The organism is Nitratireductor soli (genome assembly GCF_001050155.1).
In the GTDB taxonomy this organism is placed as follows: domain Bacteria; phylum Pseudomonadota; class Alphaproteobacteria; order Rhizobiales; family Rhizobiaceae; genus Nitratireductor; species Nitratireductor soli.
The window spans coordinates 183,844-206,177 of sequence record NZ_LFVY01000005.1; the positions used below are offsets into that span (position 1 = coordinate 183,844).

22 protein-coding genes are annotated in these 22,334 nt (G+C 65.8%); 10 read left to right on the plus strand and 12 right to left on the minus strand.

Annotated features, from left to right (window positions below):
* From AB843_RS08040 to AB843_RS08070, 8 genes are all read right to left on the minus strand, one after another.
* A complete protein-coding gene (locus AB843_RS08040) occupies positions 1 to 738 on the minus strand; it encodes a hypothetical protein (protein ID WP_048646285.1) in 738 nt (245 codons plus the stop codon).
* Positions 739 to 803: 65 nt separating this feature from the next.
* Positions 804 to 1,238 (minus strand): DUF1489 family protein, encoded by a 435-nt coding sequence (locus tag AB843_RS08045; protein ID WP_048646413.1) that lies wholly within the window; start codon positions 1,236 to 1,238, stop codon positions 804 to 806.
* Positions 1,239 to 1,317: 79 nt separating this feature from the next.
* Positions 1,318 to 2,718, minus strand: coding sequence for an L-serine ammonia-lyase (locus tag AB843_RS08050; protein ID WP_048646286.1), 1,401 nt, complete (start codon positions 2,716 to 2,718; stop codon positions 1,318 to 1,320).
* A gap of 207 nt (positions 2,719 to 2,925) precedes the next feature.
* Positions 2,926 to 3,057: a hypothetical protein gene (locus tag AB843_RS26265; RefSeq protein ID WP_280136277.1), complete on the minus strand. Its 132-nt coding sequence runs from the start codon at positions 3,055 to 3,057 to the stop codon at positions 2,926 to 2,928.
* A gap of 268 nt (positions 3,058 to 3,325) precedes the next feature.
* Complete coding sequence (locus AB843_RS08055; protein ID WP_048646287.1) at positions 3,326 to 4,135, minus strand: YdcF family protein; 810 nt, start codon at positions 4,133 to 4,135, stop codon at positions 3,326 to 3,328.
* 146 nt (positions 4,136 to 4,281) lie between these two features.
* The gene (gene gatA, locus AB843_RS08060; RefSeq protein ID WP_048646288.1) at positions 4,282 to 5,763 is read right to left on the minus strand and encodes an Asp-tRNA(Asn)/Glu-tRNA(Gln) amidotransferase subunit GatA; all 1,482 of its coding nucleotides are present in this window, start codon (positions 5,761 to 5,763) and stop codon (positions 4,282 to 4,284) included.
* 41 nt (positions 5,764 to 5,804) lie between these two features.
* A complete protein-coding gene (gatC, locus tag AB843_RS08065; RefSeq protein ID WP_048646289.1) occupies positions 5,805 to 6,092 on the minus strand; it encodes an Asp-tRNA(Asn)/Glu-tRNA(Gln) amidotransferase subunit GatC in 288 nt (95 codons plus the stop codon).
* 154 nt (positions 6,093 to 6,246) lie between these two features.
* A complete protein-coding gene (locus tag AB843_RS08070) occupies positions 6,247 to 6,954 on the minus strand; it encodes a metal-dependent hydrolase (RefSeq protein WP_048646290.1) in 708 nt (235 codons plus the stop codon).
* 236 nt (positions 6,955 to 7,190) lie between these two features.
* Between AB843_RS08070 and ruvX the strand changes: the two genes are divergently transcribed.
* The gene (gene ruvX, locus AB843_RS08075) at positions 7,191 to 7,679 is read left to right on the plus strand and encodes a Holliday junction resolvase RuvX (protein WP_048646291.1); all 489 of its coding nucleotides are present in this window, start codon (positions 7,191 to 7,193) and stop codon (positions 7,677 to 7,679) included.
* On the opposite strand, the gene AB843_RS08080 is transcribed toward ruvX, so the two are convergent.
* Together AB843_RS08080 and AB843_RS08085 are read right to left on the minus strand one after the other, a co-directional pair.
* Positions 7,622 to 7,957, minus strand: a complete 336-nt coding sequence (locus tag AB843_RS08080) for a DUF6105 family protein (protein ID WP_048646292.1) — start codon at positions 7,955 to 7,957, stop codon at positions 7,622 to 7,624. The two genes, ruvX and AB843_RS08080, sit on opposite strands and share 58 nt — an antisense overlap.
* Positions 7,957 to 8,520, minus strand: coding sequence for a hypothetical protein (locus tag AB843_RS08085; RefSeq protein ID WP_048646293.1), 564 nt, complete (start codon positions 8,518 to 8,520; stop codon positions 7,957 to 7,959). Before AB843_RS08085 ends, AB843_RS08080 begins: the two co-directional genes overlap by 1 nt.
* Before the next feature lie 197 nt (positions 8,521 to 8,717).
* Between AB843_RS08085 and AB843_RS08090 the strand changes: the two genes are divergently transcribed.
* Positions 8,718 to 9,656, plus strand: coding sequence for an AEC family transporter (locus AB843_RS08090; RefSeq protein ID WP_048646414.1), 939 nt, complete (start codon positions 8,718 to 8,720; stop codon positions 9,654 to 9,656).
* Here the strand turns inward: AB843_RS08090 and AB843_RS08095 are convergent.
* On the minus strand, positions 9,638 to 11,281 hold the full coding sequence (locus tag AB843_RS08095; protein ID WP_048646294.1) for an acyl-CoA dehydrogenase family protein: 1,644 nt from the start codon (positions 11,279 to 11,281) through the stop codon (positions 9,638 to 9,640). The genes AB843_RS08090 and AB843_RS08095 overlap by 19 nt on opposite strands.
* Before the next feature lie 186 nt (positions 11,282 to 11,467).
* On the opposite strand from AB843_RS08095, the gene AB843_RS08100 reads away from it, so the two are divergent.
* From AB843_RS08100 to dprA, 4 genes are all read left to right on the plus strand, one after another.
* Complete coding sequence (locus AB843_RS08100) at positions 11,468 to 12,430, plus strand: aspartate carbamoyltransferase catalytic subunit (protein WP_048646295.1); 963 nt, start codon at positions 11,468 to 11,470, stop codon at positions 12,428 to 12,430.
* Positions 12,427 to 13,713, plus strand: a complete 1,287-nt coding sequence (locus tag AB843_RS08105) for a dihydroorotase (RefSeq protein WP_048646296.1) — start codon at positions 12,427 to 12,429, stop codon at positions 13,711 to 13,713. The genes AB843_RS08100 and AB843_RS08105 overlap by 4 nt, the downstream gene beginning before the upstream one ends.
* Positions 13,714 to 13,801: 88 nt before the next feature.
* Complete coding sequence (gene plsY / locus AB843_RS08110; RefSeq protein ID WP_048646297.1) at positions 13,802 to 14,416, plus strand: glycerol-3-phosphate 1-O-acyltransferase PlsY; 615 nt, start codon at positions 13,802 to 13,804, stop codon at positions 14,414 to 14,416.
* Complete coding sequence (gene dprA, locus AB843_RS08115) at positions 14,413 to 15,549, plus strand: DNA-processing protein DprA (protein WP_048646298.1); 1,137 nt, start codon at positions 14,413 to 14,415, stop codon at positions 15,547 to 15,549. The genes plsY and dprA overlap by 4 nt, the downstream gene beginning before the upstream one ends.
* Here dprA and AB843_RS08120 read toward each other — a convergent pair.
* A complete protein-coding gene (locus tag AB843_RS08120) occupies positions 15,511 to 15,741 on the minus strand; it encodes a hypothetical protein (protein ID WP_048646299.1) in 231 nt (76 codons plus the stop codon). The two genes, dprA and AB843_RS08120, sit on opposite strands and share 39 nt — an antisense overlap.
* 275 nt (positions 15,742 to 16,016) lie before the next feature.
* On the opposite strand from AB843_RS08120, the gene topA reads away from it, so the two are divergent.
* From topA to AB843_RS08140, 4 genes are all read left to right on the plus strand, one after another.
* Positions 16,017 to 18,635: a type I DNA topoisomerase gene (gene topA, locus AB843_RS08125; RefSeq protein WP_048646300.1), complete on the plus strand. Its 2,619-nt coding sequence runs from the start codon at positions 16,017 to 16,019 to the stop codon at positions 18,633 to 18,635.
* 4 nt (positions 18,636 to 18,639) lie between these two features.
* The gene (rnr, locus tag AB843_RS08130; RefSeq protein ID WP_048646301.1) at positions 18,640 to 20,955 is read left to right on the plus strand and encodes a ribonuclease R; all 2,316 of its coding nucleotides are present in this window, start codon (positions 18,640 to 18,642) and stop codon (positions 20,953 to 20,955) included.
* Entirely contained in the window at positions 20,955 to 21,389 is a 435-nt protein-coding gene (locus tag AB843_RS08135; protein WP_048646302.1) for a DUF983 domain-containing protein, read from the plus strand. The genes rnr and AB843_RS08135 overlap by 1 nt, the downstream gene beginning before the upstream one ends.
* 65 nt (positions 21,390 to 21,454) lie before the next feature.
* The gene (locus AB843_RS08140) at positions 21,455 to 22,195 is read left to right on the plus strand and encodes an NUDIX hydrolase (protein ID WP_048646415.1); all 741 of its coding nucleotides are present in this window, start codon (positions 21,455 to 21,457) and stop codon (positions 22,193 to 22,195) included.
* Positions 22,196 to 22,334 lie beyond the last annotated feature (139 nt).

Sequence of the window (22,334 nt, forward strand, 5' to 3'; positions counted from 1 at the left end):
TCACTTGCCGCCGCGCAGATGTTCCAGCATCAGGCGGTCTTCCGGCCGGTTGCGCGCCGTCAGCGCCTTCAGGCCGCCCGTGGCGTAGACCGCGACCGCCGACAGCAATCTGCCGAGCTCGGCCGCCGAGCGCGAATCGAAGCGGAACCAGGCGCCGCGCGACAGGCGGGCGATTTCATGAAAGGCGCGTTCGGCGAGCGGATCATGCCCCTCCTGGAAGACGAACACGGGCGTGCCGGCGAGGCCGAGCCGCCCCGCCTTGTCGGCGAGATCGTCGACCTCCTCTTCCATCGCGTCACCGATATAGACCAGCGCGCTGACCTTTTGGCGCGCTGTCTCCGCGATGGCATGGGACAGGACCTTGCCGATCTGCGTCCGTCCGCCACGGCAGTCGATCTTGGTCATCAGGGTCTTCAACGCGTCGGTGTCGGTAACAAACCGCGACGCGCGGCATTCGCCGAAGCCGCGAAAATAGACCAGCTGCACGGTGAGCCCGCCTGCCTTGCCGACCGCGTCGAACATCTCCGCCTGCAGGCGGCAGGCCAGATCCCAGGTCGGCTGACGGCTCATGGTCGCGTCCAGCGCCAGCACCAGCCGGCCGCCGCTTTCACCGGCGGGTTTCATCGCCGTCATCGCGCGCACCTGATCGACGAACGCGTCTATGGCGCCGCGCGGCGATTTCCGCTGCGCGACCTCCTTGGGCCGGCTCTTGGGGACCGGGGTCTTGCTATCGCTCATAGGGAGAAGATGTGGCGCATGCAGCCGGCTTGCAAGTCCGTTGTGCAAACCGGGCTGCTGCTGTGTCAAAGCAAGCCGAGTTCGGTCAGTTCGCGGCGCAGTTCCGGCGGCATCCGCGCGCTCTCGGAACCCGACGCCATGTCGGCCGGCGCGTCCTTCCGCTCCAGATAGCGCCAGCCCTGAAACGGCCGGCGCGGCTGGAACTCGGTGCGCACCACTTTCGGCTCCAGAACCAGGTGGCAGCGCGAAATTCCTTCGCCATCGCGGAAGGGACGGATTTCCAGCAGCCGCTGGCGGCATTGCACGATGCCCTTGATGACCCAGTAGAGCGAGCCCTCGCCCGTCAGGTCCTCGACGCGCTTGGGCACCATGCGCGTGGTGTGGAAATGCTCCGGCGGCTCGCCGCGCGCTTCCTTCTCGCGCAGGCGGCGGCCGATCCATTCCTCCAGATGCTCGACGCTTTCGCAGCCGACGCAGAGTTTTATCAGGTTCAGGGCCATGGCCATGGCCGAATGTCCGACGAGCGGCGGCGCGGGTCAAGCATGCCGTGCTGTTCTCTCCACAGGCCGGGTGCCGCGGTCAGCACTCCACCACATTGACCGCCAGGCCGCCAAGGCTCGTTTCCTTGTAGCGCTCGTTCATGTCGGCGCCGGTCTGGCGCATGGTCTCGATCGCCGCGTCGAGGGAGACGAAATGCTTGCCGTCGCCCTTGACCGCCAGCGAGGCGGCGGTGACCGCCTTGACCGAGCCCAGCGCGTTGCGCTCGATGCACGGCACCTGCACCAGGCCGGCGACCGGGTCGCAGGTCATGCCGAGATGATGTTCCAGGGCGATCTCGGCGGCGTTCTCCACCTGTTCGGGGTTGCCGCCCATGACGGCGGCAAGGCCGGCGGCGGCCATCGCCGAGGCGGAACCGACCTCGCCCTGGCAGCCGACTTCGGCGCCGGAGATGGAGGCATTGTGCTTGACGATGCCGCCGATGGCCGCCGCCGTCAGCAGGAAATCGTGAATGCCGCGCCGGTCGGCGTCGACATGGAATTTCTGCCAGTATTTCAACACGGCCGGCACGACGCCCGCCGCGCCGTTGGTCGGCGCCGTGACGACGCGGCCGCCGCCGGCATTCTCCTCGTTGACGGCCATGGCGTAGACGGCAAGCCAGTCATTGGCGGCCAGCGGATTGGGGCGGTTCTGCCGCCAGTCCTCGTCGAGCCGTTCATGCAGATGGCGGGCGCGGCGGCGCACTTTCAGGCCGCCCGGCATGATGCCGTCCTGCGACAGCCCACGCTCGATGCAATTGTTCATCGCCTCCCAGATGCGGTCGAGCCCGGCATCAAGCTCGCCGCGCGTCATGTGCGCCTCTTCGTTGGCGCGCTTCATCTCGGCGATGGACAGGCCGCTTTCAGCCGCCATGGCGAGCATGGAAGCCGCATTGTTGAAGGGATAGGGAACATCGCTGGGCGCCTGCTCTTTGCCCTTGGCCTTGAGGCTCTGCAATTCCTCCTCGGAGACGACGAAGCCGCCGCCGACCGAATAATAGATGCGCCGCAGCAGCAAGCGGTCGTCCGCGTCGAAGGCGTTGAAGGCCATGCCGTTGGCGTGACCCGGCAGCGGCGTCTTCTTGTCGAGCACCAGATCCTTGTCGGGATCGAAGGCATAGGCCGGATGGCCGTCCGGGTGGACTTTCCGCTCATTGCGGATCGTCTCGATCAACGCGTCCATACGGTCGGGGTCGACGGTCAGCGGGTTGAAGCCGGCCAGGCCCAGAATGACCGCCCGGTCGGTTCCGTGGCCGATGCCGGTGTAGGCGAGCGAACCGTGCAGGCTGACCGCGAGCCGCGCCACACGGGCACCCGCCGGGCGCGGCCAGTCATCGCCGGCGATCTCGGCCAGGAAGCGCTCGCCGGCCGTCATCGGCCCCATCGTGTGGGAACTCGACGGACCGATGCCGATCTTGAACAGGTCGAATACGGACAGAAACATCAGCGAAGGCCCCAAATACGTGGAGAAGTCGTGCGCAGAAGGCATCAGATCGGCGATCGGCCCCGCAGGCGGGCTGCCCGGCGGCGGTTCACGGCGCAATCGCGACAGGCAGTGATTTAGGTCATTTCACCGCATAAGCAAAGGGGCGCGGCACAGGCGCCACGCCCCTTCCAATAGATGAAACCGATGTCTCGCGGTCTTGGCCGGTCAACCCGCCGCCGCGACGACCGCAGCCGTCTCGGCGCCAATAAAAAGCCATGCCAGAAAGATGATTCCCGCAAGCCCGATCGCTGCTTTGGCGGCAACGCCCCAGCAGGATCTCTCAACGCTATCGTCCATGCATATCCCGTCTTTTTATCAAGTCGCTTGTGATTCGGGTTGATCCCGAACGCTTGACCCGTGACGGCGGGAGATACTCCCTGGGCACGCGTTCCGCAAGTCAAAAACGGCAAAATGACGACCGGATAACCGTTACGAAACAGCACAAAACAAGGGTTTTTCCATGTTATCAAGCACTTGCCGAGGGAAAGGAATTATCAACAGATGTGGCGAAAATGGGAACCAGTTTGCTGCAATGCAGCATCACCGGCATCCCACCTGCCGAGACTCACCTGTCGGCCTGCTCGGGCAGTGGCAGGAAAGCATCGGTGCGGCCGGCGAAGTAATAAGCGGCGAGACCGATCCATTCGCGAATCCCGACCGACACATTGCGCAGGGAATCGAGCGCGTTGTCCTCGGCCAGGCCCGGCCGCTCCGTGCCCGCCGTCTTGTAGTCGACCGGCCAGGCGATGGCTGGGAAGCCCGCCTTGCGAAACGCGCCCATGGCACGCGGCATGTGAAAGGCCGAGGTGACGAGCAGCCAGGTTTCACCGGCCTGCGGCTTGATCATCCGCGTTGAAAAGACCGCATTCTCGAACGTGTCGCGCGAACGGTTCTCTAGAATCAGGCGGGCCGGATCGACGCCGAGCGCCGCGAGAAGGCGCGGTGCGGTGTCGGCGTCGCCCTCGCCTGCCAGGAAGACCGCTCCCTGCCCGCCGGAAATCAGGATTCGGGCATCGGGGTAGCGGCGCGCCAGGATCGCCGTCTCGACGAAACGGTCGCCGCTGGCGTTCAACTCATGGCCGCCGCGCGCCAAATTGATCGAGCCTTCCAGTCCACCGCCCAGCACGACGATGCCGTCGATGCTCTGCGGCGCGGGGTCCGGCTTCTGGAACCGCTCCTCGAGCGGCACCAACAGCAGGGCGCCGAGCGTCGTCCAACCCGACAGGAACAGGACGAGGAAGGACAGGCCGCCCGCCGTCAGCGACAGGCGGCGCCATCCGACGAAGGCGAGCAGAAGGGAGATGGCGATAAGCAACATCGCCAGTCCGAGCGGCTGCAGGAAAAGCCAGCCGACGGCGGAAACCAGATGGAACATTGCGCGGCTACCTCCATTTGCGTTTTGCAGTCAGGTGGAATCACCTGACGCCTGCATAAACGCTGGAAAACGAAGAGAAAGCCCCGTTCAATGCTTCGGTGAAACATTGAACGGGTCTGGCGGGCAGGGTTGCAGCGCCATGCGCCCTACCACCATTTCGCCGGCTGGAAGCGGCCGGCCGCCTGCTCGATGACATGCGCGGTGCGGAACAGCGTCTCTTCCTCGAAAGGCTTGCCGATGAGCTGCAGGCCAAGCGGCAGGCCACGCCCGTCGAGCCCGGCCGGCACGGCGATGCCCGGCAGGCCCGCCATGTTGACCGTGACGGTGAAGATGTCGTTCAGATACATTTTTACCGGGTCGGCGCTCATCGCCTGGTCGGCGACGCCGAAGGCGGCCGATGGCGTCGCCGGCGTCAGGATGGCGTCGACACCGGCGTCGAAGGCAAGCTCGAAATCGCGCTTGATCAGCGTGCGCACCTTCTGCGCCTTCAGGTAATAGGCGTCGTAATAGCCGGCCGACAGCACATAGGTGCCGATCATGACGCGGCGCTTCACCTCGCGGCCGAAGCCGGCGGCGCGCGTCTGCTCATACATGTCGGCAATGTCCTTGCCCGGCACGCGCAGGCCGTAGCGAACGCCGTCATAACGCGCCAGGTTCGACGAGGCTTCCGCCGGCGCGACGATGTAATAGGCAGGCAGTGCGTATTTGGTGTGCGGCAGCGAGATGTCGACGATCTCGGCGCCGGCGTCGCGCATCCATTCGATGCCCTTCTGCCACAGCGCCTCGATCTCGTCGGGCATGCCGTCCATGCGGTATTCCTTCGGAATGCCGATCTTCATGCCCTTGATCGACTGGCCGATCGCCGCCTCGTAATCGGGCACCGGCAGGTCGATGGAGGTCGTGTCCTTGGCATCGACGGAAGCCATCGATTTCAGGAGGATGGCGGCATCGCGCACGTCGCGGGCGATGGGGCCGGCCTGGTCGAGCGACGAGGCGAAAGCGACGGTCCCCCAACGCGAACAACGGCCATAAGTCGGCTTGATGCCGACCGTGCCGGTGAAGGCGGCCGGCTGGCGGATGGAGCCGCCCGTGTCGGTCGCCGTGGCGCCGGCGCACAGCAAAGCGGAGACCGCCGCCGCCGAGCCGCCGGAAGAACCGCCGGGCACAAGATCGGCGTTCGAACCCTCGGCGCGCCAGGGATTGATCACCGGGCCGTAATGGGAGGTCTCGTTGGACGAGCCCATGGCGAATTCATCCATGTTGAGCTTGCCCAGCATCACAGCACCGTCGGCCCACAGATTGGCGGTGACGGTCGATTCGTAGCGCGGCTTGAAACCGTCCAGAATATGGCTTGCCGCCTGGGTGTGGACGCCTTCGGTGGCGAACAGATCCTTGATGCCGAGCGGGATGCCCTCCAGTGCCCCGCCCGCGCCCTTGCCCAGCCGCTCGTCGCTGGCCCTGGCCATGGCGCGCGCCTTGTCGTGGGTCACCGCGACATAGGCGTTGAGCTTGTCGTTCGCCGCGTCGATCGCCGCCAGATAGGCGTCGGTCAGTTCGAGGGCGGAAAAGGCCTTGGCGGCCAGCTTCTCGCGCGCTTCGGCAATGGTCAGTCGGGTCAGCTCGGTCATGAAATATCCATTTGGTCCAGCGGGCGGCTTGCGGTTGGGTGCTATTCGACCACTTTCGGCACGACAAAGAAATTGTCCTCCGACGCCGGGGCATTGGCGACGATGTCGGCGGCCTTGCCGCCATCGGTCACGGCGTCGGCGCGCTTCTTCATCGCCATCGGTATCACCGAGGTCATCGGCTCGACGCCGGTCACATCGACCTCGTCCAGTTGCTCGACGAAGCCGAGAATCGTGTTCAATTCGCCGGTCATGCGCTCGGCATCGGCCTCATCGACGGCAATGCGGGCAAGATGCGCGACGCGTTTCACGGTATCGATGTCCACGGACATTCAGGGTTCTCCGGCACTGGGCGCGGCGTCCCTCGGGACACAATCGGCGCGCCATTCTTCGTATTCGGCAAAATTGCTCCAACGGTTGCGCCACGGCTATAATCGCCGCACGCACGGCGCGCAACCGCCAACGCCTGGTCGCTGGACGGAAATGCTACAGGCTGATCGCCGCGCCGATTGTCGGCACCACCGCTTGCGTCTTCGAACCTTCGAGCCCGGCAATGAATTTTTCCGCCGACGGGTCGATGATCGGAAAGGTTCCGTAGTGACACGGCACGACCTTCTCGAAATGGAAGTAGCGGCGGCAGGCGAGTGCCGCCACCGCGCCGCCCATGGTGAACCGGTCGCCGATGGGAACCAGGCCGATGGCCGGCTGGTGCAGTTCCTCGATCAGCGCCATGTCGCCGAAAATGTCCGTGTCGCCCATGTGGTAGAGCGTCTTGTCGCCGGGGAAATGCAGGACCAGGCCGGCCGGGTTGCCGAGATACGTGTTGGCGCCGCCGTCGCCCGACATGGACGAGGAATGCAGCGCGTTGACGAACGTGGTGGTGAAGCCGCCGCAATCGACGGTTCCACCGTGGTTGCCCGGGTTGATCTTGTCCTCCGACACGCCCTGGCCGACCAGGTAGCGGCAGATTTCGTAATTGGCGACCAGCATCGCGCCGGTCTTCTTCAGGATGGCTGCGGCGTCGCCGACATGGTCGTTGTGGCCGTGCGTCAGAAGCACATGGGTGACACCCTCGGCCGGCCCTTCCCAGCCCTTGCCCCAGGACGGATTGCCGCTCAGGAACGGATCGATCAGGATGCGCGCGCCGGCTGTCTCGACGCGAAAGGTGGAATGGCCATACCAGGTGAGTTTCATCAAAATCCTCCTTTGTCTTCCTGTCTTTCGCCCAGCGGTATCGGATGGTCGGCGAGCGCCGTCAACCGTTCACGCTTTCCCTGCGGCCGCCATGCGGATAGAACGCATCGTCATATCCAGAACGGTTCATCGTTTCACAGAAACGACGCTCCGCTCTATCTCATTGTTTTTCCGCATTTGTGCGGACGTCAGGTGATTCCACCTGACTGCAAAATGCTTGGAAGGAACAGCGCGCCTTGTCAGTGGTCGGCCTGGAGGAACTCCCCGCTTTCCTGCAAGCGGGTCAAACGCTTGGCGGCCTCGACCTCGGCACGAAGACGATCGGCGTGGCGGTCTCCGATCGCGGCCTGTCGCTGGCCAATCCGCGGCCGGTGGTCCTGCGCCGCAAGTTCACCCAGGACGTCGAGGCGCTGCTTGCCATGCTCGCCCGTGACAATGCCGGCGGGATTGTCATCGGCCTGCCCGTCAACATGGATGGCAGCGAGGGGCCGCGCGCCCAGTCGACGCGCGCTTTCGTGCGCAACATGCAACGGCTGACGGCGCTGCCGGTCGCCTTCTGGGACGAGCGCATGTCGACGCTGGCCGCCGAACGGGCGCTGATCGAGATGGACGTGTCGCGCAGGAAGCGCGCCGGGCGGATCGATTCGGCGGCGGCCGCCTTTATCCTTCAGGGCGCGCTCGACAGATTGGGGGCGCTGGGCGGAACGGATTCTTCGCCGGCATAGGCGGCGCGCTTTTCCTGCAGCCAGCGCCAGATCGCCTTGCGGCGGCGGAAGGCGACAATACCCATCAGCAGGAAGGAATCGAACACGCTGGCACGCGCCACCAGGCCCGGAATCGTCTGTGGGTCGATGCCCAGGATGTCGCCGTAGAGCCGAAACAACAGGTCGTTCATGTCACGGCTGAGAAAGCCCAGGCCGAAGTTCAGGTCGTGATAGGAAAGCCCGTACCAGCCCCAGAACAGTCCCATTGGCAGCGCCCAGAAAAGAATGAGGTAGCGCATCAGCGGATCCTGTCGTCATTGGCGGGCGGAATGCGGGCGAAATCACGCGGCGTTGCCAGCCGCTCCAGCAGGGTGCCGTGCACGGCGTTGAGCGCGTTGAGCCGCGCCATCTGCTGCGGTTGACCCAGCTTGACGGCTCCGGCCGTCCCCATTTCCCGGGTTTCCAGCCGTATGGCGAGATAGGTCGCCAGGATGGCCAGAAGCGGGATCGATTCGGCGGGCACTGGCGCGCCGCTTCCCTGAATGGCCGCGTCGCAAAGCGCCTTGGCCAGGAACACCGCCAGCGCCGCCGAACAGGCAAGGCGCGCGACCTGTTCCGTTTCTCCCTGGGCCTCGCCGCGCTCCAGCATGGCAACGACCAGGGCCCAGAGAAACAGCACGGACACCAATGTGTTGGCGAGAATGAACGCGAGCGGTCCGGCCAGGCTCCACACCGCCCCTCCGGGCGACGTCATGCCGATGCCCGCATTGAGCGCGCCATCGGCCAGCGCCGTCACCCAGGCTGTGAAGGCGAAGGACGCCGTCCAGTAGATGGACAGGAGGATCGTGAAGGTGCGGCTCATGGGACTCTTTCTCTACGTCCGCCACAGTGGCCTTCAACAAAACGCGCCGCAACGCTTACCAATCGTTAAGGTTAATTTTCACAGGCCCGGCCAGCCTATGATGGGCGCAAAAATCCATTCCGATTGTCGGGCCGATGCGCTAGGCACGCGGAACCGTGCCGATCACGGTTGGTCCCGTGAAGCCAATGTGGAAACCGATGTTCGCCATTTTCGAAAGCATCCTGCCGATCTTCCTGCTCATCGTCGCCGGCAACGCGCTGCGCCGCCTGCCGCTGATCGACGATGCGACATGGCCGGGGCTGGAACAGCTCTGCTACTGGTTTCTCTACCCTGCGCTTCTGTTCATCACGATCGCCAATGCCGACTTCTCGGGTCTCGAGCTCAACGCGATGCTCGCCGCCCTGATGGTCGCCGTCGCGGCGATGATTGCCGTCGTCCTCGCCCTGTGGCCGTTGCTGAAGCGCACCGGCGCGGTGGCGCACAGCCAATATTCCTCGGTTTTCCAGACCGCCATTCGCTGGAACGGCTTCATGGCGCTGGCCATCGCGCAGAAGCTTTTTCCGCCGGAAGGCGGTGCGGTGGTGGCGCTGGTCATGGCGACGATCATCATTCCGATCAACATCGCCTCGGTGTTCGTCGTCGCCCGTTTCGCCGACAATGCGGCGTCGTGGCCGAAGGTTTTCGGCGATGTGGGACGCAACCCGCTGATTCTCGCCGCCGGCGCCGCCGTCTTGCTGCGGTTCATGCCGTTCGGCCTTTACGAGCCGCTGAACGAGACGCTCGACCTCGTCGGCCGGGCCGCTCTCGGCATGGGTCTGTTGACCATCGGCGCCGGCCTCAAGCCGGGCGATCTGTTCAGCGGCAACCTGGCGCTCTGGATCGCGGTGTTCCTGAAGCTCGCCATCTTCCCGCTGCTGTTGATGACGATCGTTCTGGCCTTCGGCGTCACCGGTCCGGCGCTCAATTATCTGGCGCTTTGCGCCGCCGTGCCGACGGCGATGAACGGCTATCTGCTGGCGCGGCAGCTGGGCGGCGACGCGCCGCTCTATGCGACCGTCACCACCATGCAGACGGTGCTGGCCTTCTTCACCATCCCGATCGTCCTGATGATCGCCGCTCAGCTCGCCTCGGGATAAAGCACGTCGAGGATCGCCGCCGCGTCGTGGCGGGCGTCGAGCATGCCGTAGGTGGCGCGCCACTGGCCGGCCAGGCGCGTTTCGATGAAGGCGTCGGCAACACGGCCCGCCCCCATGCGCCGCAATTCGGCGGCCGCGGCGGCCAGGGCAAGCTGCTCGGTGAGAATGCGCGCCGAGCCCTCGTCGCTTTCGCACACCCGCGCGGCGGCGGCGAGCACTTCCAGCGTGGCGCCGCCCTTGTCGCCCAGATCCGTGCCGATCATCGCCAGAACGTCGTCGAACAGGCCGGCGTTGCGGCCAAGCACGCGCAGCACGTCGAGCGCCATGACATTGCCCGAGCCTTCCCAGATCGCGTTGACCGGCGCTTCGCGATACAGGCGCGCCATCGGCGCTTCCTCGACATAGCCATTGCCGCCGACGCACTCCATCGTCTCATAGGTGATGGCGGGCGCCAGCTTGCACACCCAGTACTTGACGACCGGCGTCATGACGCGGGCGAACGCCGCCTCGGCCCGGTTGTCGGCCGCCTCGTCGAAGGCGCGCGCCAGGCGCATCGACAAGGCCGTCGCGGCGGCGACATCGAGCGCCATGTCGGCCAGCACACGCAGCATCAGCGGCTGTTCGAACAGCGGCTTGCCGAAAACCTGGCGATAGCGGGCGTGGTGGACAGCCTCGGCCATGCTGGCGCGCATGATGCCGGCCGAACCCAGGGCACAGTCGAGCCGGGTCAGCGTCACCATGTCCATGATCGTGCGGACGCCGGAGCCGGGTTCGCCGACGAGCTCGCCGACCGTGCCGTCGAACTCCACTTCGGAGGAGGCATTCGAGCGGTTGCCGAGCTTGTCCTTCAGGCGCTGGAAGCGGAAGCCGTTGTTTCGGTCGTCGTCGAGGAGGCGCGGCACCAGGAAGCATGACAATCCCTGCTGCGTCTGGCCCTCCTGCGCCTGGGCAAGCACCAGGAAGGCATCCGACATCGGCGCGGAGAGGAACCATTTATGGCCCGACAGGCGGTAGACCTTGCCGTCGATGCGCTCGGCGCGCGTCGTGTTGGCGCGGACGTCGGTGCCGCCCTGCTTCTCCGTCATGCCCATGCCGATGGTGATGCCCGCCTTTTGCGTCACCGATTTGCTGGCATGGTCGTATTTGCGCGTCGCCACGCGTGGCGCCCAGCGGCGGAACAGCGCCGTGTCGGCCATCAGCGCGGCCAGCGCGGCGCTGGTCATCGTCAGCGGGCACAGATGGCCGCATTCGAGCTGCGCGGTCAGATAGAAGCGCGCGGCGCGCACCTGGTGGCGCTGGCCTGCTTCCGCCTCGCCGTTTTCCCAGATCGACGAATGCAGCCCGTTGGTCGCCGAACGGCGCATCAGCGCGTGATAGGCCGGGTGATACTCGACGAGATCGACGCGGTGGCCGTAGCGGTCATGGGTCTTGAGCTGCGGCAGTTCGGTGTTGGCCAGACGCGCCAGATCCAGCGCCTCCTGATTGCGCACGAAGCGGCCGAACGCGTCGAGTTCCTTGCGCACCGGTTCGGAAAACCGCTCGCCCGCCTGCATCAGCAGCGGGTCGCTGCGCCAGGCATTGGAGCCGGCCAGGGGCGGCGGCTGGTTGGTCACGTCGTGCGTCACGGTCTTACTCTATCACTCGGTCGGACGATGCGTCAGGAATCAAAGCATCTTTTCGCCTTCATAGTGGCAAGGCCGGCCTTGCCAATCCATAAAAATCGAAAAGCGTGGTTTTGCGGGGGAAGAGTGCAAAGATCGCCAAAGCCTGCTTGCGGCCCGCCGGCGCTCGGCCTATAGCACCCCCTTAAGATGACAGACGCGCCCTTCCCGCTTTACCCGCACCGCCACCTGCTCGGCATCAAGGGCCTGTCGCCCTTGGACATCGAGACCTTGCTCGACCGGGCCGACGCCGCCGTCGCCATCTCCCGGCAGCGGGAAAAGAAGACGGCGACCCTGCGCGGCCGCACGCAGATCAACCTGTTCTATGAAGCCTCGACGCGCACGCAATCCTCCTTCGAACTGGCCGGCAAGCGGCTCGGCGCCGACGTGATGAACATGTCGGTCGGCAGCTCGTCGACGAAGAAGGGCGAAACCCTGCTCGACACGGCGATCACGCTGAACGCCATGCGGCCGGACATTCTTGTCATCCGCCATTCGGCGGCGGGCGCGGCTGCCCTCCTGGCGCAAAAAGTCTCCTGTTCGGTCGTCAATGCCGGCGATGGCGCGCATGAGCACCCGACCCAGGCGCTGCTCGACGCGCTGACCATCCGCCGCGCCAAGGGGCGCATTGGCGGGCTGACGGTGGCGATCTGCGGCGACATCCTGCATTCGCGCGTGGCGCGCTCGAACATCGTGCTGCTCAACGCGCTTGGCGCGCGGGTGCGCGTCGTCGCGCCGTCGACGCTCTTGCCCACGGGCATCGCCCAGATGGGTGTCGAACCCTTCACCCGCATGGATGAAGGCTTGAAGGGCGCCGACATCGTCATGACATTGCGCCTGCAGCGCGAGCGCATGGCCGGCTCGCTGGTGCCCTCGGTGCGCGAGTATTTCCGCCTCTACGGGCTCGATGCCGAAAAACTCAAATTCGCCAAGGACGATGTGCTCGTCATGCATCCCGGCCCGATGAACCGCGGCGTCGAGATCGCCTCGGAAATCGCCGACGGACCGCAAAGCCTGATCCAGGAACAGGTCGAGATGGGCGTCGCCGTGCGCATGGCGGTGATGGAAGCGCTGCTCGATCCGCGCCGCAATGCCGAAGGGGGCGCGGCATGAGCGCGACGGTTTTCAACAATGCCCGCATCGTCGACCCATCGCGCGGCCTGGACGAAAACGGCACGGTCATCGTCGCCGACGGCAAGATCCTTGCCGCCGGCAAGGGCGCGGCGAACCAGGGTGCGCCCGACAATGCGACGATCGTCGATTGCGGCGGCCATGCGGTCCTGCCGGGGCTGGTCGACGCGCGCGTGTTCATCGGCGAGCCGGGCGCCGAACACCGTGAAACCATCGCCTCGGCCAGCCGGGCGGCGGCGGCGGGCGGCGTCACCTCGCTGGTGATGATGCCCGACACGGCGCCGATCATCGACGACGTGGCGCTGGTCGAGTTCGTCCTGCGCACGGCGCGCGAGACGGCGATCGTCAACATCTTTCCCTCTGCCGCCATCACCAAGGGTTTTGCCGGGCGCGAGCTGTGCGAGTTCGGCCTCCTGAAGGAAGCCGGGGCGGTGATGCTGACCGAGGGTCGCGCGACCATCGCCAACGCGCTCACCATGCGCCGCGCGCTGACCTATGCGCGCGATCTGGGCATCACCATCGCCCATGAGACGCAGGATCGCGATCTTGGCGCCTCGGGCGTCATGAATGAGGGGCTTTTCGCCAGTTGGCTCGGCCTGGCCGGCATTCCGCGCGAGGCCGAAACCATTCCGCTCGCGCGCGACCTGATGCTGACCGGTTTGACGGGCGGGCGCTATCACGCGGCGAAAATCTCCACCGCCATGTCGGCGGCAGCCATTGCGCGCGCCAGGAACGAGGGCGCGCATGTCAGCGCCGGCGTGTCGATCAACCATCTGGCGCTGAACGAAAACGACATCGGCGACTACCGCACCTTCTTCCGCCTGTCGCCGCCATTGCGCGCCGAGGAAGATCGGCTGGCCATGGTCGAGGCACTGAGAAACGGCGTCATCGACATCATCGTCTCCTCGCACGACCCGCAGGATGTCGACACGAAGCGCCTGCCCTTCGCCGAGGCCGAATCCGGCGCGATCGGCCTCGAAACGCTGCTGTCGGCGGCGCTGCGCCTGCACCACAATGGCGATGTGCCGCTGATGCGCCTGGTGGAATGTCTGTCGACGACGCCGGCCCGCCTGTTCGGCCTGCCCGGCGGCACGCTGAAGCCCGGCGCGCCCGCCGACCTGGTGCTGGTCGATCTCGACGCACCCTGGCTGGTGCGCGAGGCGGACATTCGCTCGCTGTCGAAAAACACCTGTTTCGAGGGCGCGCGCATGCAGGGCCGGGTCTTGCAAACCATGGTTGCAGGCCGCAAAGTGTTCAGCGCCTGACGGGACCATAGCATCTTGCGGTCAGGTGGGATCGCCTGACGTCCGCATGAATGCGGGAATACAAAGATTGAACGCGGGGGAGCGCGGGATGCCGGATCCGATCAGTTGGCAGCTTGCCCTGCCCTTTCTCATTGCCGCCCTGGTTTTCGGCTACCTGCTGGGATCGATCCCGTTCGGCCTGATCATCACGCGCGCCGCCGGCCTGGGCGATGTGCGCAAGATCGGTTCGGGCAATATCGGCGCCACCAACGTGCTGCGCACCGGCAACAAGAAACTCGCGGCGCTGACGCTCCTGCTTGACGCGTTGAAAGGCACCGTCGCCGTTCTTCTGGCCGGCCTGTACGGTCCCGACCAGGCAATTGCCGCCGGCCTCGGCGCCTTTCTCGGCCATCTGTTTCCCGTCTGGCTCGGCTTTCGCGGCGGCAAGGGCGTTGCCACCTATCTCGGCGTTCTCGTCGCGCTGGCCTGGCCGGGTGCCTTGATCTTCGCCCTTGCCTGGCTGGCGGTGGCGTTCACCACGCGATACTCGTCGCTGGCGGCGCTGGTCGCGGCGGTCGCCGTGCCGATCGGCCTGTACTGGCTGGACCATGTGCAGGTGGCCGAGCTTTTTCTTCTGATGAGCGTCATCGTCTTCATCAAGCACCGGGCGAATATCGGGCGCCTCCTGTCGGGCACCGAAACACGCATCGGAAGCAAGGGGTGAGCACGCCGCCAGCCGGCGGGCCTCTGCTCAGCGACCGTCAGCGCCTCGCCTGGCTGCGCCTGCTGCGCAGCGAAAACGTCGGCCCCGTCACGTTTCGCCAGTTGATCAACCGCTTCGGGTCGGCGGAGGCGGCGCTCGCCATGCTGCCGGAACTGGCAGAGCGCGGCGACGCGACGCGACGCATCGTCATCGCTTCGCCCGATGAGGCCGAGCGCGAACTGGAAAAGGCAAGCCGCTTCGGCGCCCGCTTCGTCGCCGTCGGCGAACCCGACTATCCGCCGCTGATGCGGCTGATGGACCAGCCGCCGCCGCTGATTGCCCTCAAGGGCCGGGCGGACGTGGCCCAGCGGCCGGTGATCGCCATCGTCGGCGCGCGCAACGCCTCGCTCGCCGGCATCAAGATGGCGCGGCAACTGGCCGGCGTCCTCGGCCAGGCCGGCTACGCGATCGCCTCCGGCCTGGCGCGTGGCATCGACACGGCCGCCCATACGGGCAGCATCGACACGGGAACGATTGCCGCCCTTGCCGGCGGGCTGGATGTCCCCTACCCGCCGGAAAACGCCAATCTGTGCGCCGAGATCGCCGAGCGTGGCATCGTCTTGAGCGAAATGCCGTTCGGCTGGGCGCCGCGGGCGCGCGATTTCCCGCGCCGCAACCGGCTGGTGGCGGGTCTGTGCTACGGGCTGGTGGTCATCGAGGCGGCGCATCGCTCGGGCTCGCTGATCAGCGCGCGGCTGGCCGGCGAGATGGGCCGGCTGGTGTTTGCCGTGCCGGGCTCGCCGCTCGACCCGCGCGCGGCCGGGACCAACGGGCTGTTGAAGGACGGGGCGATCCTGGTCACCGACGCCGACGACATACTGCGCGCCATCGCCCCGCTCATCGGTGCGCCGCCGCCTTCCATGGAGGAATTCGACGAGCCCGCCGATCTGTCGGCCACGCCGCCGCCGAGCGACGCCGAGCGCGATCGCATCGTCGAGGCGCTGGGGCCGACGCCCGTCGCCGTCGACGAAATCATCCGGCATACCGGCCTGCACCCCGCCCAGGTGTTGACCGTGCTGCTCGAGCTCGACCTGGCCGGCCGCCTCGAACGGCACTCAGGAGGCGCGGTTTCCCTTCTTGCTCCCGACCTCTAGTGCCAATCGCTCATCCTGGAGGCGATGCGGACGCTCGCCGCGAATGATGTCGCTTGCCTCGACATAGGCCATCTCGATCAGATAGGCCAACATGTCGGATCGTTCCGCCAGCGCCATGGTGCGCAACTGGCCGAGCATCGCCTGCATGTAGTCGAGCGTGTCGGTTCGCCTTCTGCCATAATAGTCGCCCATCTGCCGGCACTCCCTTCAGCGCACGGTACCCCTGGCTTTCGCCTGCTCCCCAGCATTTCTCCCTTATGGACCCATTGGTACTATACATACTGTTATAAACAAATAAACCAAAAATTTACGATAAACAAAAGCAACCCGGCGGATTTGCTCCATATCGATGAAATTCCCCTTGGCCCTTGACCGCGCGGTAAAGCACAGCCATTTGACGGGGCTGGATTCGTCAATAATGCGTGGCGCCGGACCAATAGAGCGCCCACGGGGATATTTTTAAGCCAATGGATCTCGTCATCGTCGAGTCGCCTGCCAAGGCGAAAACCATCAACAAATATCTGGGCGCGAACTACAAGGTTCTGGCCTCGTTCGGCCATGTGCGCGACCTGCCGGCCAAGGATGGTTCCGTGCGTCCCGACGAGGATTTCGCCATGTCCTGGGCGGCCGACGGCCCCTCGACCAAGCGGCTAGGCGACATCGCCAAGGCGATGAAGGATGCCGACCGGCTCATTCTCGCCACCGATCCGGATCGCGAGGGCGAAGCCATTTCCTGGCACGTGCTGGAGGTGTTGAAACAGAAGCGTGTCCTGAAGGACAAGCCGGTCAGCCGCGTCGTCTTCAACGCCATCACCAAAAAAGCCGTGCTCGACGCCATGGCCGCGCCGCGCGAGGTCGATGCGCCGCTGGTCGATGCCTATCTGGCGCGCCGGGCGCTCGACTATCTGGTCGGCTTCACCCTGTCGCCGGTGCTGTGGCGCAAGCTGCCGGGCGCCCGCTCGGCCGGTCGGGTCCAATCCGTGGCGCTGCGTCTGGTGTGCGACCGCGAGGCGGAAATCGAACGGTTCGTCCGCGAGGAATACTGGCAGATCGCAGCCCAGCTCGCCACGCCGCGCGACGAGGTGTTCGAGGCGCGCCTGACCGCACTCGACGGCAAGAAGCTGCAAAAGCTCGACATCAAGAACAGGGAGCAGGCCGACGACATCAAGGCGATGCTGGAAGGCGCGTCCTTCACAACGCTGTCGGTCGAGGCCAAGCCGACGCGGCGCAACCCGGCGCCCCCCTTCACCACCTCGACCCTGCAGCAGGCCGCGTCCTCGCGCCTCGGCTTCGGCGCCTCGCGCACCATGCAGGTGGCGCAGCGGCTCTACGAAGGCGTCGACACGGGCGGCGAGACGGCCGGTCTCATTACCTATATGCGCACCGACGGCGTGCAGATGGCGCCGGAGGCGCTCGATCAGGCGCGCGCTGCCATCGGCAGCGAGTTCGGCGAAAAATACCTGCCGGAGAAACCGCGCTTCTATTCGGTCAAGGCGAAAAACGCCCAGGAGGCCCATGAAGCGATCCGGCCGACCGACTTCTCGCGCACGCCCGACAAGGTGCGCAAATATCTCGATGCGGACCAGGCGCGGCTTTACGAGATGATCTGGAAGCGCGCCATCGCCAGCCAGATGCAGGCGGCCGAGATCGAGCGCACCACGGTCGAGATCGAGGCGGACAATGGCGGCCGCAAGGCCGGCCTGCGCGCCGTCGGCTCGGTGATCCGCTTCGACGGTTTCCTGGCGGCCTACGCGATCGACAAGGACGAAAACGCCGAAGACGAGGAAAACCGCCGCCTGCCGCAAATTCTCGAGGGCGAGACGCAGACGCGCCGATCGATCGAAGCGACCCAGCACAGCACCGAGCCACCGCCGCGCTATTCGGAAGCCTCGCTGATCAAGAAGATGGAAGAGCTCGGCATCGGCCGGCCCTCCACCTATGCGGCGACCCTGAAGACGCTCGAAGACCGTGACTACGTCACCGTCGACAAGCGCCGGCTGATGCCACAGGCCAAGGGCCGGCTGGTCACCGCCTTCCTGGAGAATTTCTTCGAACGCTACGTGGAGTATGATTTCACCGCAGATCTCGAGGAAAAGCTCGACAAGATTTCTGACGGCCAGCTCGCCTGGAAGGACGTTCTGCGCGATTTCTGGACGGATTTTTCCGGCCATGTGGACGAGATCAAGGAGCTGCGCGTCACCGACGTGCTCAACGCGCTGAACGAGGAGCTTGCGCCGCTCGCCTTCCCGGCCAAGGAAGACGGCACCGACCCGCGCGTCTGCCCGCGCTGCGGCACGGGGCAATTGTCGCTCAAGCTTGGCCGGCACGGTGCCTTTGTCGGCTGCTCGAACTATCCCGAATGCGGTTTCACGCGGCAGTTCGGCGAGGTGGGCAATGGCGAGGAGGGCGACAACGGCCTCGACGGCAACAAGGTGCTCGGCAAGGATCCGCACACCAGCGAGGAAATCACCCTGCGCTCGGGGCGTTTCGGCCCCTATGTGCAGCGCGGCGAAGGCAAGGAGGCCAAGCGCTCCGGCCTGCCGAAGGGCTGGACGCCGGATTCCATCGACATCGAGAAGGCGCTGGCGCTCCTGTCGCTGCCGCGCGACATCGGCAAGCATCCCGAAACCGGCAAGATGATCTCCGCCGGCCTCGGCCGCTACGGCCCCTTCCTGCTGCATGATGGCGGCTATGCCAATCTGGAATCGATCGAGGACGTCTTCTCGGTCGGCCTCAACCGCGCCGTGACGGTGATTGCCGAGAAGAAGGCCAATGCCGGCAATGGCCGCGGACGTGGAACGCCGGCGGCGCTCAAGGAACTCGGCGATCATCCCGACGGCGGCAAGGTGACGGTGCGCGACGGCCGCTACGGTCCCTATGTCAACCATGGCAAGGTGAACGCGACCCTGCCGAAGGGCAAGGACCCTCTGTCGGTGACGCTCGAGGAAGCGCTGGAGCTGGTGGCCGCCAAGGCAGGCAAGAGCGGCAAGCCCGCCAAGGCGAAGAAACCGGCCGCGAAGGCAAAGAAGCCTGCCGCGAAGAAGCCGGCGGCCAAGAAGGCTGCGGCCGCTAAGAAAGAGGAATGACGCCTTGGCGCGCAGGATTCCCGGCAGCAAACCACCCCGCTCCGCCAAAGCATCCGGCGCGAAACCCGCATCCGAGACACGCCTGCCGACGCGCGAGGAAGTCTTGCGTTTCGTCGCCGACAACCCCGACCGCACCGCCAAGCGCGACATCGCCAAGGCCTTCGGCCTGAAAGGCGGCGACCGCATCTGGCTGAAGGATGTTTTGCGCGACCTGCAGGATGAAGGGCTTTTGAAGAAGAGCCGCAAGCGGCTCTTGAAGCCCGGCGCGCTGCCGCATGTGGTCGTGCTCGACATTTTTTCGCGCGACGCCGGCGGGGCGCTGATCGCCCGGCCGGCCGAGAAGGACGATCAGGACGAGGGCGAAGGCCCCCTGCCCCTGGTCGAGATCCGCACGCAGAAGCATGGCAGTGCGGCCGGCATCGGCGATCGCGTCCTGGCGCGTGTCTTCCCGACCGAGAACGAGAGCGGCCCCGCCTATACGGGCCGCATCATGAAGATCTTCGAAAAGCGCCGGCAGAGCATGCTCGGCGTGTTGCGCAAGGCTGAGGACGGCACGTTGCGCATCGAGCCGGTCGAGCGCAAGCAGCGCGAATTGATCATCGACGCGGAATTCAGCGGCGACGCCAAGGTGGGCGACCTGGTCGAGGTCGAACCGGTCTCGGCCGGCCGTTACGGCGCGCCGCGCGGCAGGGTGATCGCCGTTATCGGTTCCCTGTCGAGCGAGAAGGCGGTCTCGATGATCGCCATTCACGCCCATGAGATTCCGCATATCTTCCCGGCCGCCGTCCTTGAAGAAGCAAATGCCGCCGAGCCCGCCACGCTGTCGGGCCGCGAGGACTGGCGCGATTGGCCGCTCATCACCATCGACCCGGCCGACGCCAAGGACCATGACGATGCGGTGATGGCCGAGCCTGATCCCGACGAGAACAACCCCGGCGGCTTCATCGCAACCGTCGCCATCGCCGATGTCGCCCATTACATCCGCCAGGCAACGGCACTCGACCGCGAGGCGCTGAAACGCGGCAATTCGGTTTACTTTCCCGACCGCGTCGTGCCGATGCTGCCGGAGCGCATTTCCAACGATCTGTGCTCGCTGCGCGAGGGCGAGGCGCGGCCGGCGCTGGCGGTGCGCATGCGCTTTTCGGCCGATGGCCGCAAGCTTGGCCACTCCTTCCACCGCGTCATGATGCGCTCGGCGGCGAAACTGTCCTACAACCAGGCACAGGCGGCCATCGACGGCAAGCCGGACGACAAGACCGGCCCGCTGCTCGAGCCGGTGCTGCGCCCGCTGTGGGATGCTTATGCGGTGCTGCGGCGCGGGCGCCAGTCACGCCAGCCGCTCGAGCTCGACCTGCCCGAGCGCAAGATCCTTCTGAAGAAGGACGGGACCGTCGATCGCGTCATAGTGCCGCCCCGCCTCGATGCGCACAAGCTGATCGAGGAGTTCATGGTGCAGGCCAACGTGGCGGCCGCCGAGACGCTGGAGGCCAAGCGGCAGAAACTGGTCTATCGCGTCCATGACGCGCCGTCGCTGGCCAAGCAGGAGGCCTTGCGCGAGTTCCTGCGCTCGTTCGAGATTTCGCTGGCCCGCGGCGCCCAGCTCAAACCGGCCCAGTTCAACGCTATCCTCGCCCGGGTGAAGAACACCGAGCATGAGCAGCTGGTCAACGAGGTGGTTCTGCGCTCGCAGAGCCAAGCCGTCTACGCGCCTGAAAACCTTGGCCATTTCGGCCTCAATCTGCGCCGCTACGCGCATTTCACCTCGCCCATCCGCCGCTATGCGGACCTGATCGTCCACCGGGCGCTGATCGGCGCGCTGGGCTTCGGCAAGGACGGGTTGACGGCCGACGAGGAGGCGCGGCTCGAAGAGGTGGCGGCGCTGATTTCGGCCACGGAACGGCGCGCCATGGCCGCCGAACGCGACACGGTCGACCGGCTGGTGGCCGAGCATTTGTCGGGCCGCATCGGCGAAGAATTCGCGGCGCGCATTTCCGGCGTCGCCAAGGCGGGTCTTTTTGTCCAATTGCCAGATTATGGCGCCGATGGCTTTATCCCCATCTCCACAGTCGGAGAAGAGTACTATATCTATGACGAAGCGCGGCATGCGCTCGTCGGCGATCAGAGCGGCAAGGGGTTTCAGCTCGGCGACGGTGTTTCGGTCCGCCTGGTGGAGGTCGCGCCGCTGGCCGGCGCGATGCGCTTCGAGATGTTGAGCGAACCAGAACGGCTTCCCGGATCGATGAAGTCGTTCCACAAGGCAAAGGGCCAGCGCGGCCGCGGCAACAACCGCCCGGGCACCGCGCAGCGCAGGAGACGATGATGGAACAGCAGGCTTTTGGTGGAACGCGCACGGATCCGAAGCCGGCGCGCTCGGCGTTCGAGGCGATGAAGCGCGGCTTTCTCGGCCGCTGCCCGCATTGCGGCGAGGGCAAGCTGTTTCGCGCTTTCCTGAAAACCGCCGACCATTGCTCGGTCTGCGGCGAGGAATTTCATCATCACCGCGCCGACGACCTGCCGGCCTATCTGGTGGTGGTCGTCGTCGGCCATATCGTCGTCGGCGGTTTCATGGGCATGGAGGCGATGACCGACTGGCCGGCCTGGCTGCATCTGGCCATGTGGGTGCCGATCACGCTGATCATGTCGCTGGCCTTGGTCGGGCCGATCAAGGGCGCCGTCGTCGGCCTGCAATGGGCCTACTACATGCATGGTTTCGGCGGCGAGAGCGACGCGCTCGAAACACATCCGGAACTATAGGCCGGAACTATAGGCCGGAATTATAAGGCAGGAAGAAGCGCATCATGACCGACCGGCCCAACCGCATGGACGGCCTCGACAGGGCGCAGATCGACAAGGCGGAAGCGAAGGATTTCGCCCTGGGCGGTACGCCGATGCGGCCGCGCGATTCGGCGACGCTGATCCTGCTCGACCGCAGCGGCGGCAGCGTTCGCGTCCTGTTGGGGCGCCGGCACCGGAACCACGCTTTCATGCCTGGCCGGTTTGTCTTTCCCGGCGGCCGCACCGACCCGGCCGACAGCCGCATCGCGGTGGCCACGGGCCTGCATCCGGACGAGGAGCGCAAGCTGATCGGCACCGGCGCGCGCGCCAGCGCCGCGCGCGCCCGGGCGGTGGCGCTGTCGGCCATTCGCGAGACCTATGAGGAAGCCGGCCTGCTGATCGGCGAGAAAGGCCCCTTCTCCACCAATGCCAGGGATTGGCAGGGATTTGCCGAGCATGGCGTCCAGCCGTCGCTTGCCTGCCTGCGCTTCGTCGCCCGCGCCATCACCCCGCCCGGACGCGTGCGCCGCTTCGACGCCCGTTTCCTGGCCGCCTGGCGCGACAACGTGGCCGTCGAACTGCCCGACGGCGGGCCGACCAATGAGCTGGAAGAGCTGATGTGGTTGCCGATCAGGGAGGCCATGGAAGCCGAGATCCCGCTGATCACGCGCACCGTGCTCAGCGATCTGGAACGGCGGCTGGAAACCGATCCGGACCTGATGCCCGGCGGAGAGGTGCCGTTCTACGCCATGCGCGGCAAGACGTTCCGGCGGCAGATCCTGTAGTGCATCTTGCATTCAGATGGTTCCATCTGACGTCCGCACAAATGCGGAGGAACGATGAGATGAACCGGTTCATCCTTTCTATGAAACACTGAACCGGTCTAGAGCAATTCCAGGAAAAGTGGGAACCGGTTTTCCGTCC

Excerpts from the sequence above, each read along its gene's own strand:
- AB843_RS08040 (WP_048646285.1), bottom strand. The coding sequence starts at position 738 with ATGAGCGATAGCAAGACCCCGGTCCCCAAGAGCCGGCCCAAGGAGGTC.
- AB843_RS08045 (WP_048646413.1), bottom strand. The coding sequence starts at position 1,238 with ATGGCCCTGAACCTGATAAAACTCTGCGTCGGCTGCGAAAGCGTCGAG.
- AB843_RS08050 (WP_048646286.1), bottom strand. The coding sequence starts at position 2,718 with ATGTTTCTGTCCGTATTCGACCTGTTCAAGATCGGCATCGGTCCGTCG.
- AB843_RS26265 (WP_280136277.1), bottom strand. The coding sequence starts at position 3,057 with ATGGACGATAGCGTTGAGAGATCCTGCTGGGGCGTTGCCGCCAAAGCA.
- AB843_RS08055 (WP_048646287.1), bottom strand. The coding sequence starts at position 4,135 with ATGTTCCATCTGGTTTCCGCCGTCGGCTGGCTTTTCCTGCAGCCGCTC.
- gatA (WP_048646288.1), bottom strand. The coding sequence starts at position 5,763 with ATGACCGAGCTGACCCGACTGACCATTGCCGAAGCGCGCGAGAAGCTG.
- gatC (WP_048646289.1), bottom strand. The coding sequence starts at position 6,092 with ATGTCCGTGGACATCGATACCGTGAAACGCGTCGCGCATCTTGCCCGC.
- AB843_RS08070 (WP_048646290.1), bottom strand. The coding sequence starts at position 6,954 with ATGAAACTCACCTGGTATGGCCATTCCACCTTTCGCGTCGAGACAGCC.
- AB843_RS08080 (WP_048646292.1), bottom strand. The coding sequence starts at position 7,957 with ATGCGCTACCTCATTCTTTTCTGGGCGCTGCCAATGGGACTGTTCTGG.
- AB843_RS08085 (WP_048646293.1), bottom strand. The coding sequence starts at position 8,520 with ATGAGCCGCACCTTCACGATCCTCCTGTCCATCTACTGGACGGCGTCC.
- AB843_RS08090 (WP_048646414.1), top strand. The coding sequence starts at position 8,718 with ATGTTCGCCATTTTCGAAAGCATCCTGCCGATCTTCCTGCTCATCGTC.
- AB843_RS08100 (WP_048646295.1), top strand. The coding sequence starts at position 11,468 with ATGACAGACGCGCCCTTCCCGCTTTACCCGCACCGCCACCTGCTCGGC.
- AB843_RS08105 (WP_048646296.1), top strand. The coding sequence starts at position 12,427 with ATGAGCGCGACGGTTTTCAACAATGCCCGCATCGTCGACCCATCGCGC.
- plsY (WP_048646297.1), top strand. The coding sequence starts at position 13,802 with ATGCCGGATCCGATCAGTTGGCAGCTTGCCCTGCCCTTTCTCATTGCC.
- AB843_RS08120 (WP_048646299.1), bottom strand. The coding sequence starts at position 15,741 with ATGGGCGACTATTATGGCAGAAGGCGAACCGACACGCTCGACTACATG.
- topA (WP_048646300.1), top strand. The coding sequence starts at position 16,017 with ATGGATCTCGTCATCGTCGAGTCGCCTGCCAAGGCGAAAACCATCAAC.
- AB843_RS08135 (WP_048646302.1), top strand. The coding sequence starts at position 20,955 with ATGGAACAGCAGGCTTTTGGTGGAACGCGCACGGATCCGAAGCCGGCG.
- AB843_RS08140 (WP_048646415.1), top strand. The coding sequence starts at position 21,455 with ATGGACGGCCTCGACAGGGCGCAGATCGACAAGGCGGAAGCGAAGGAT.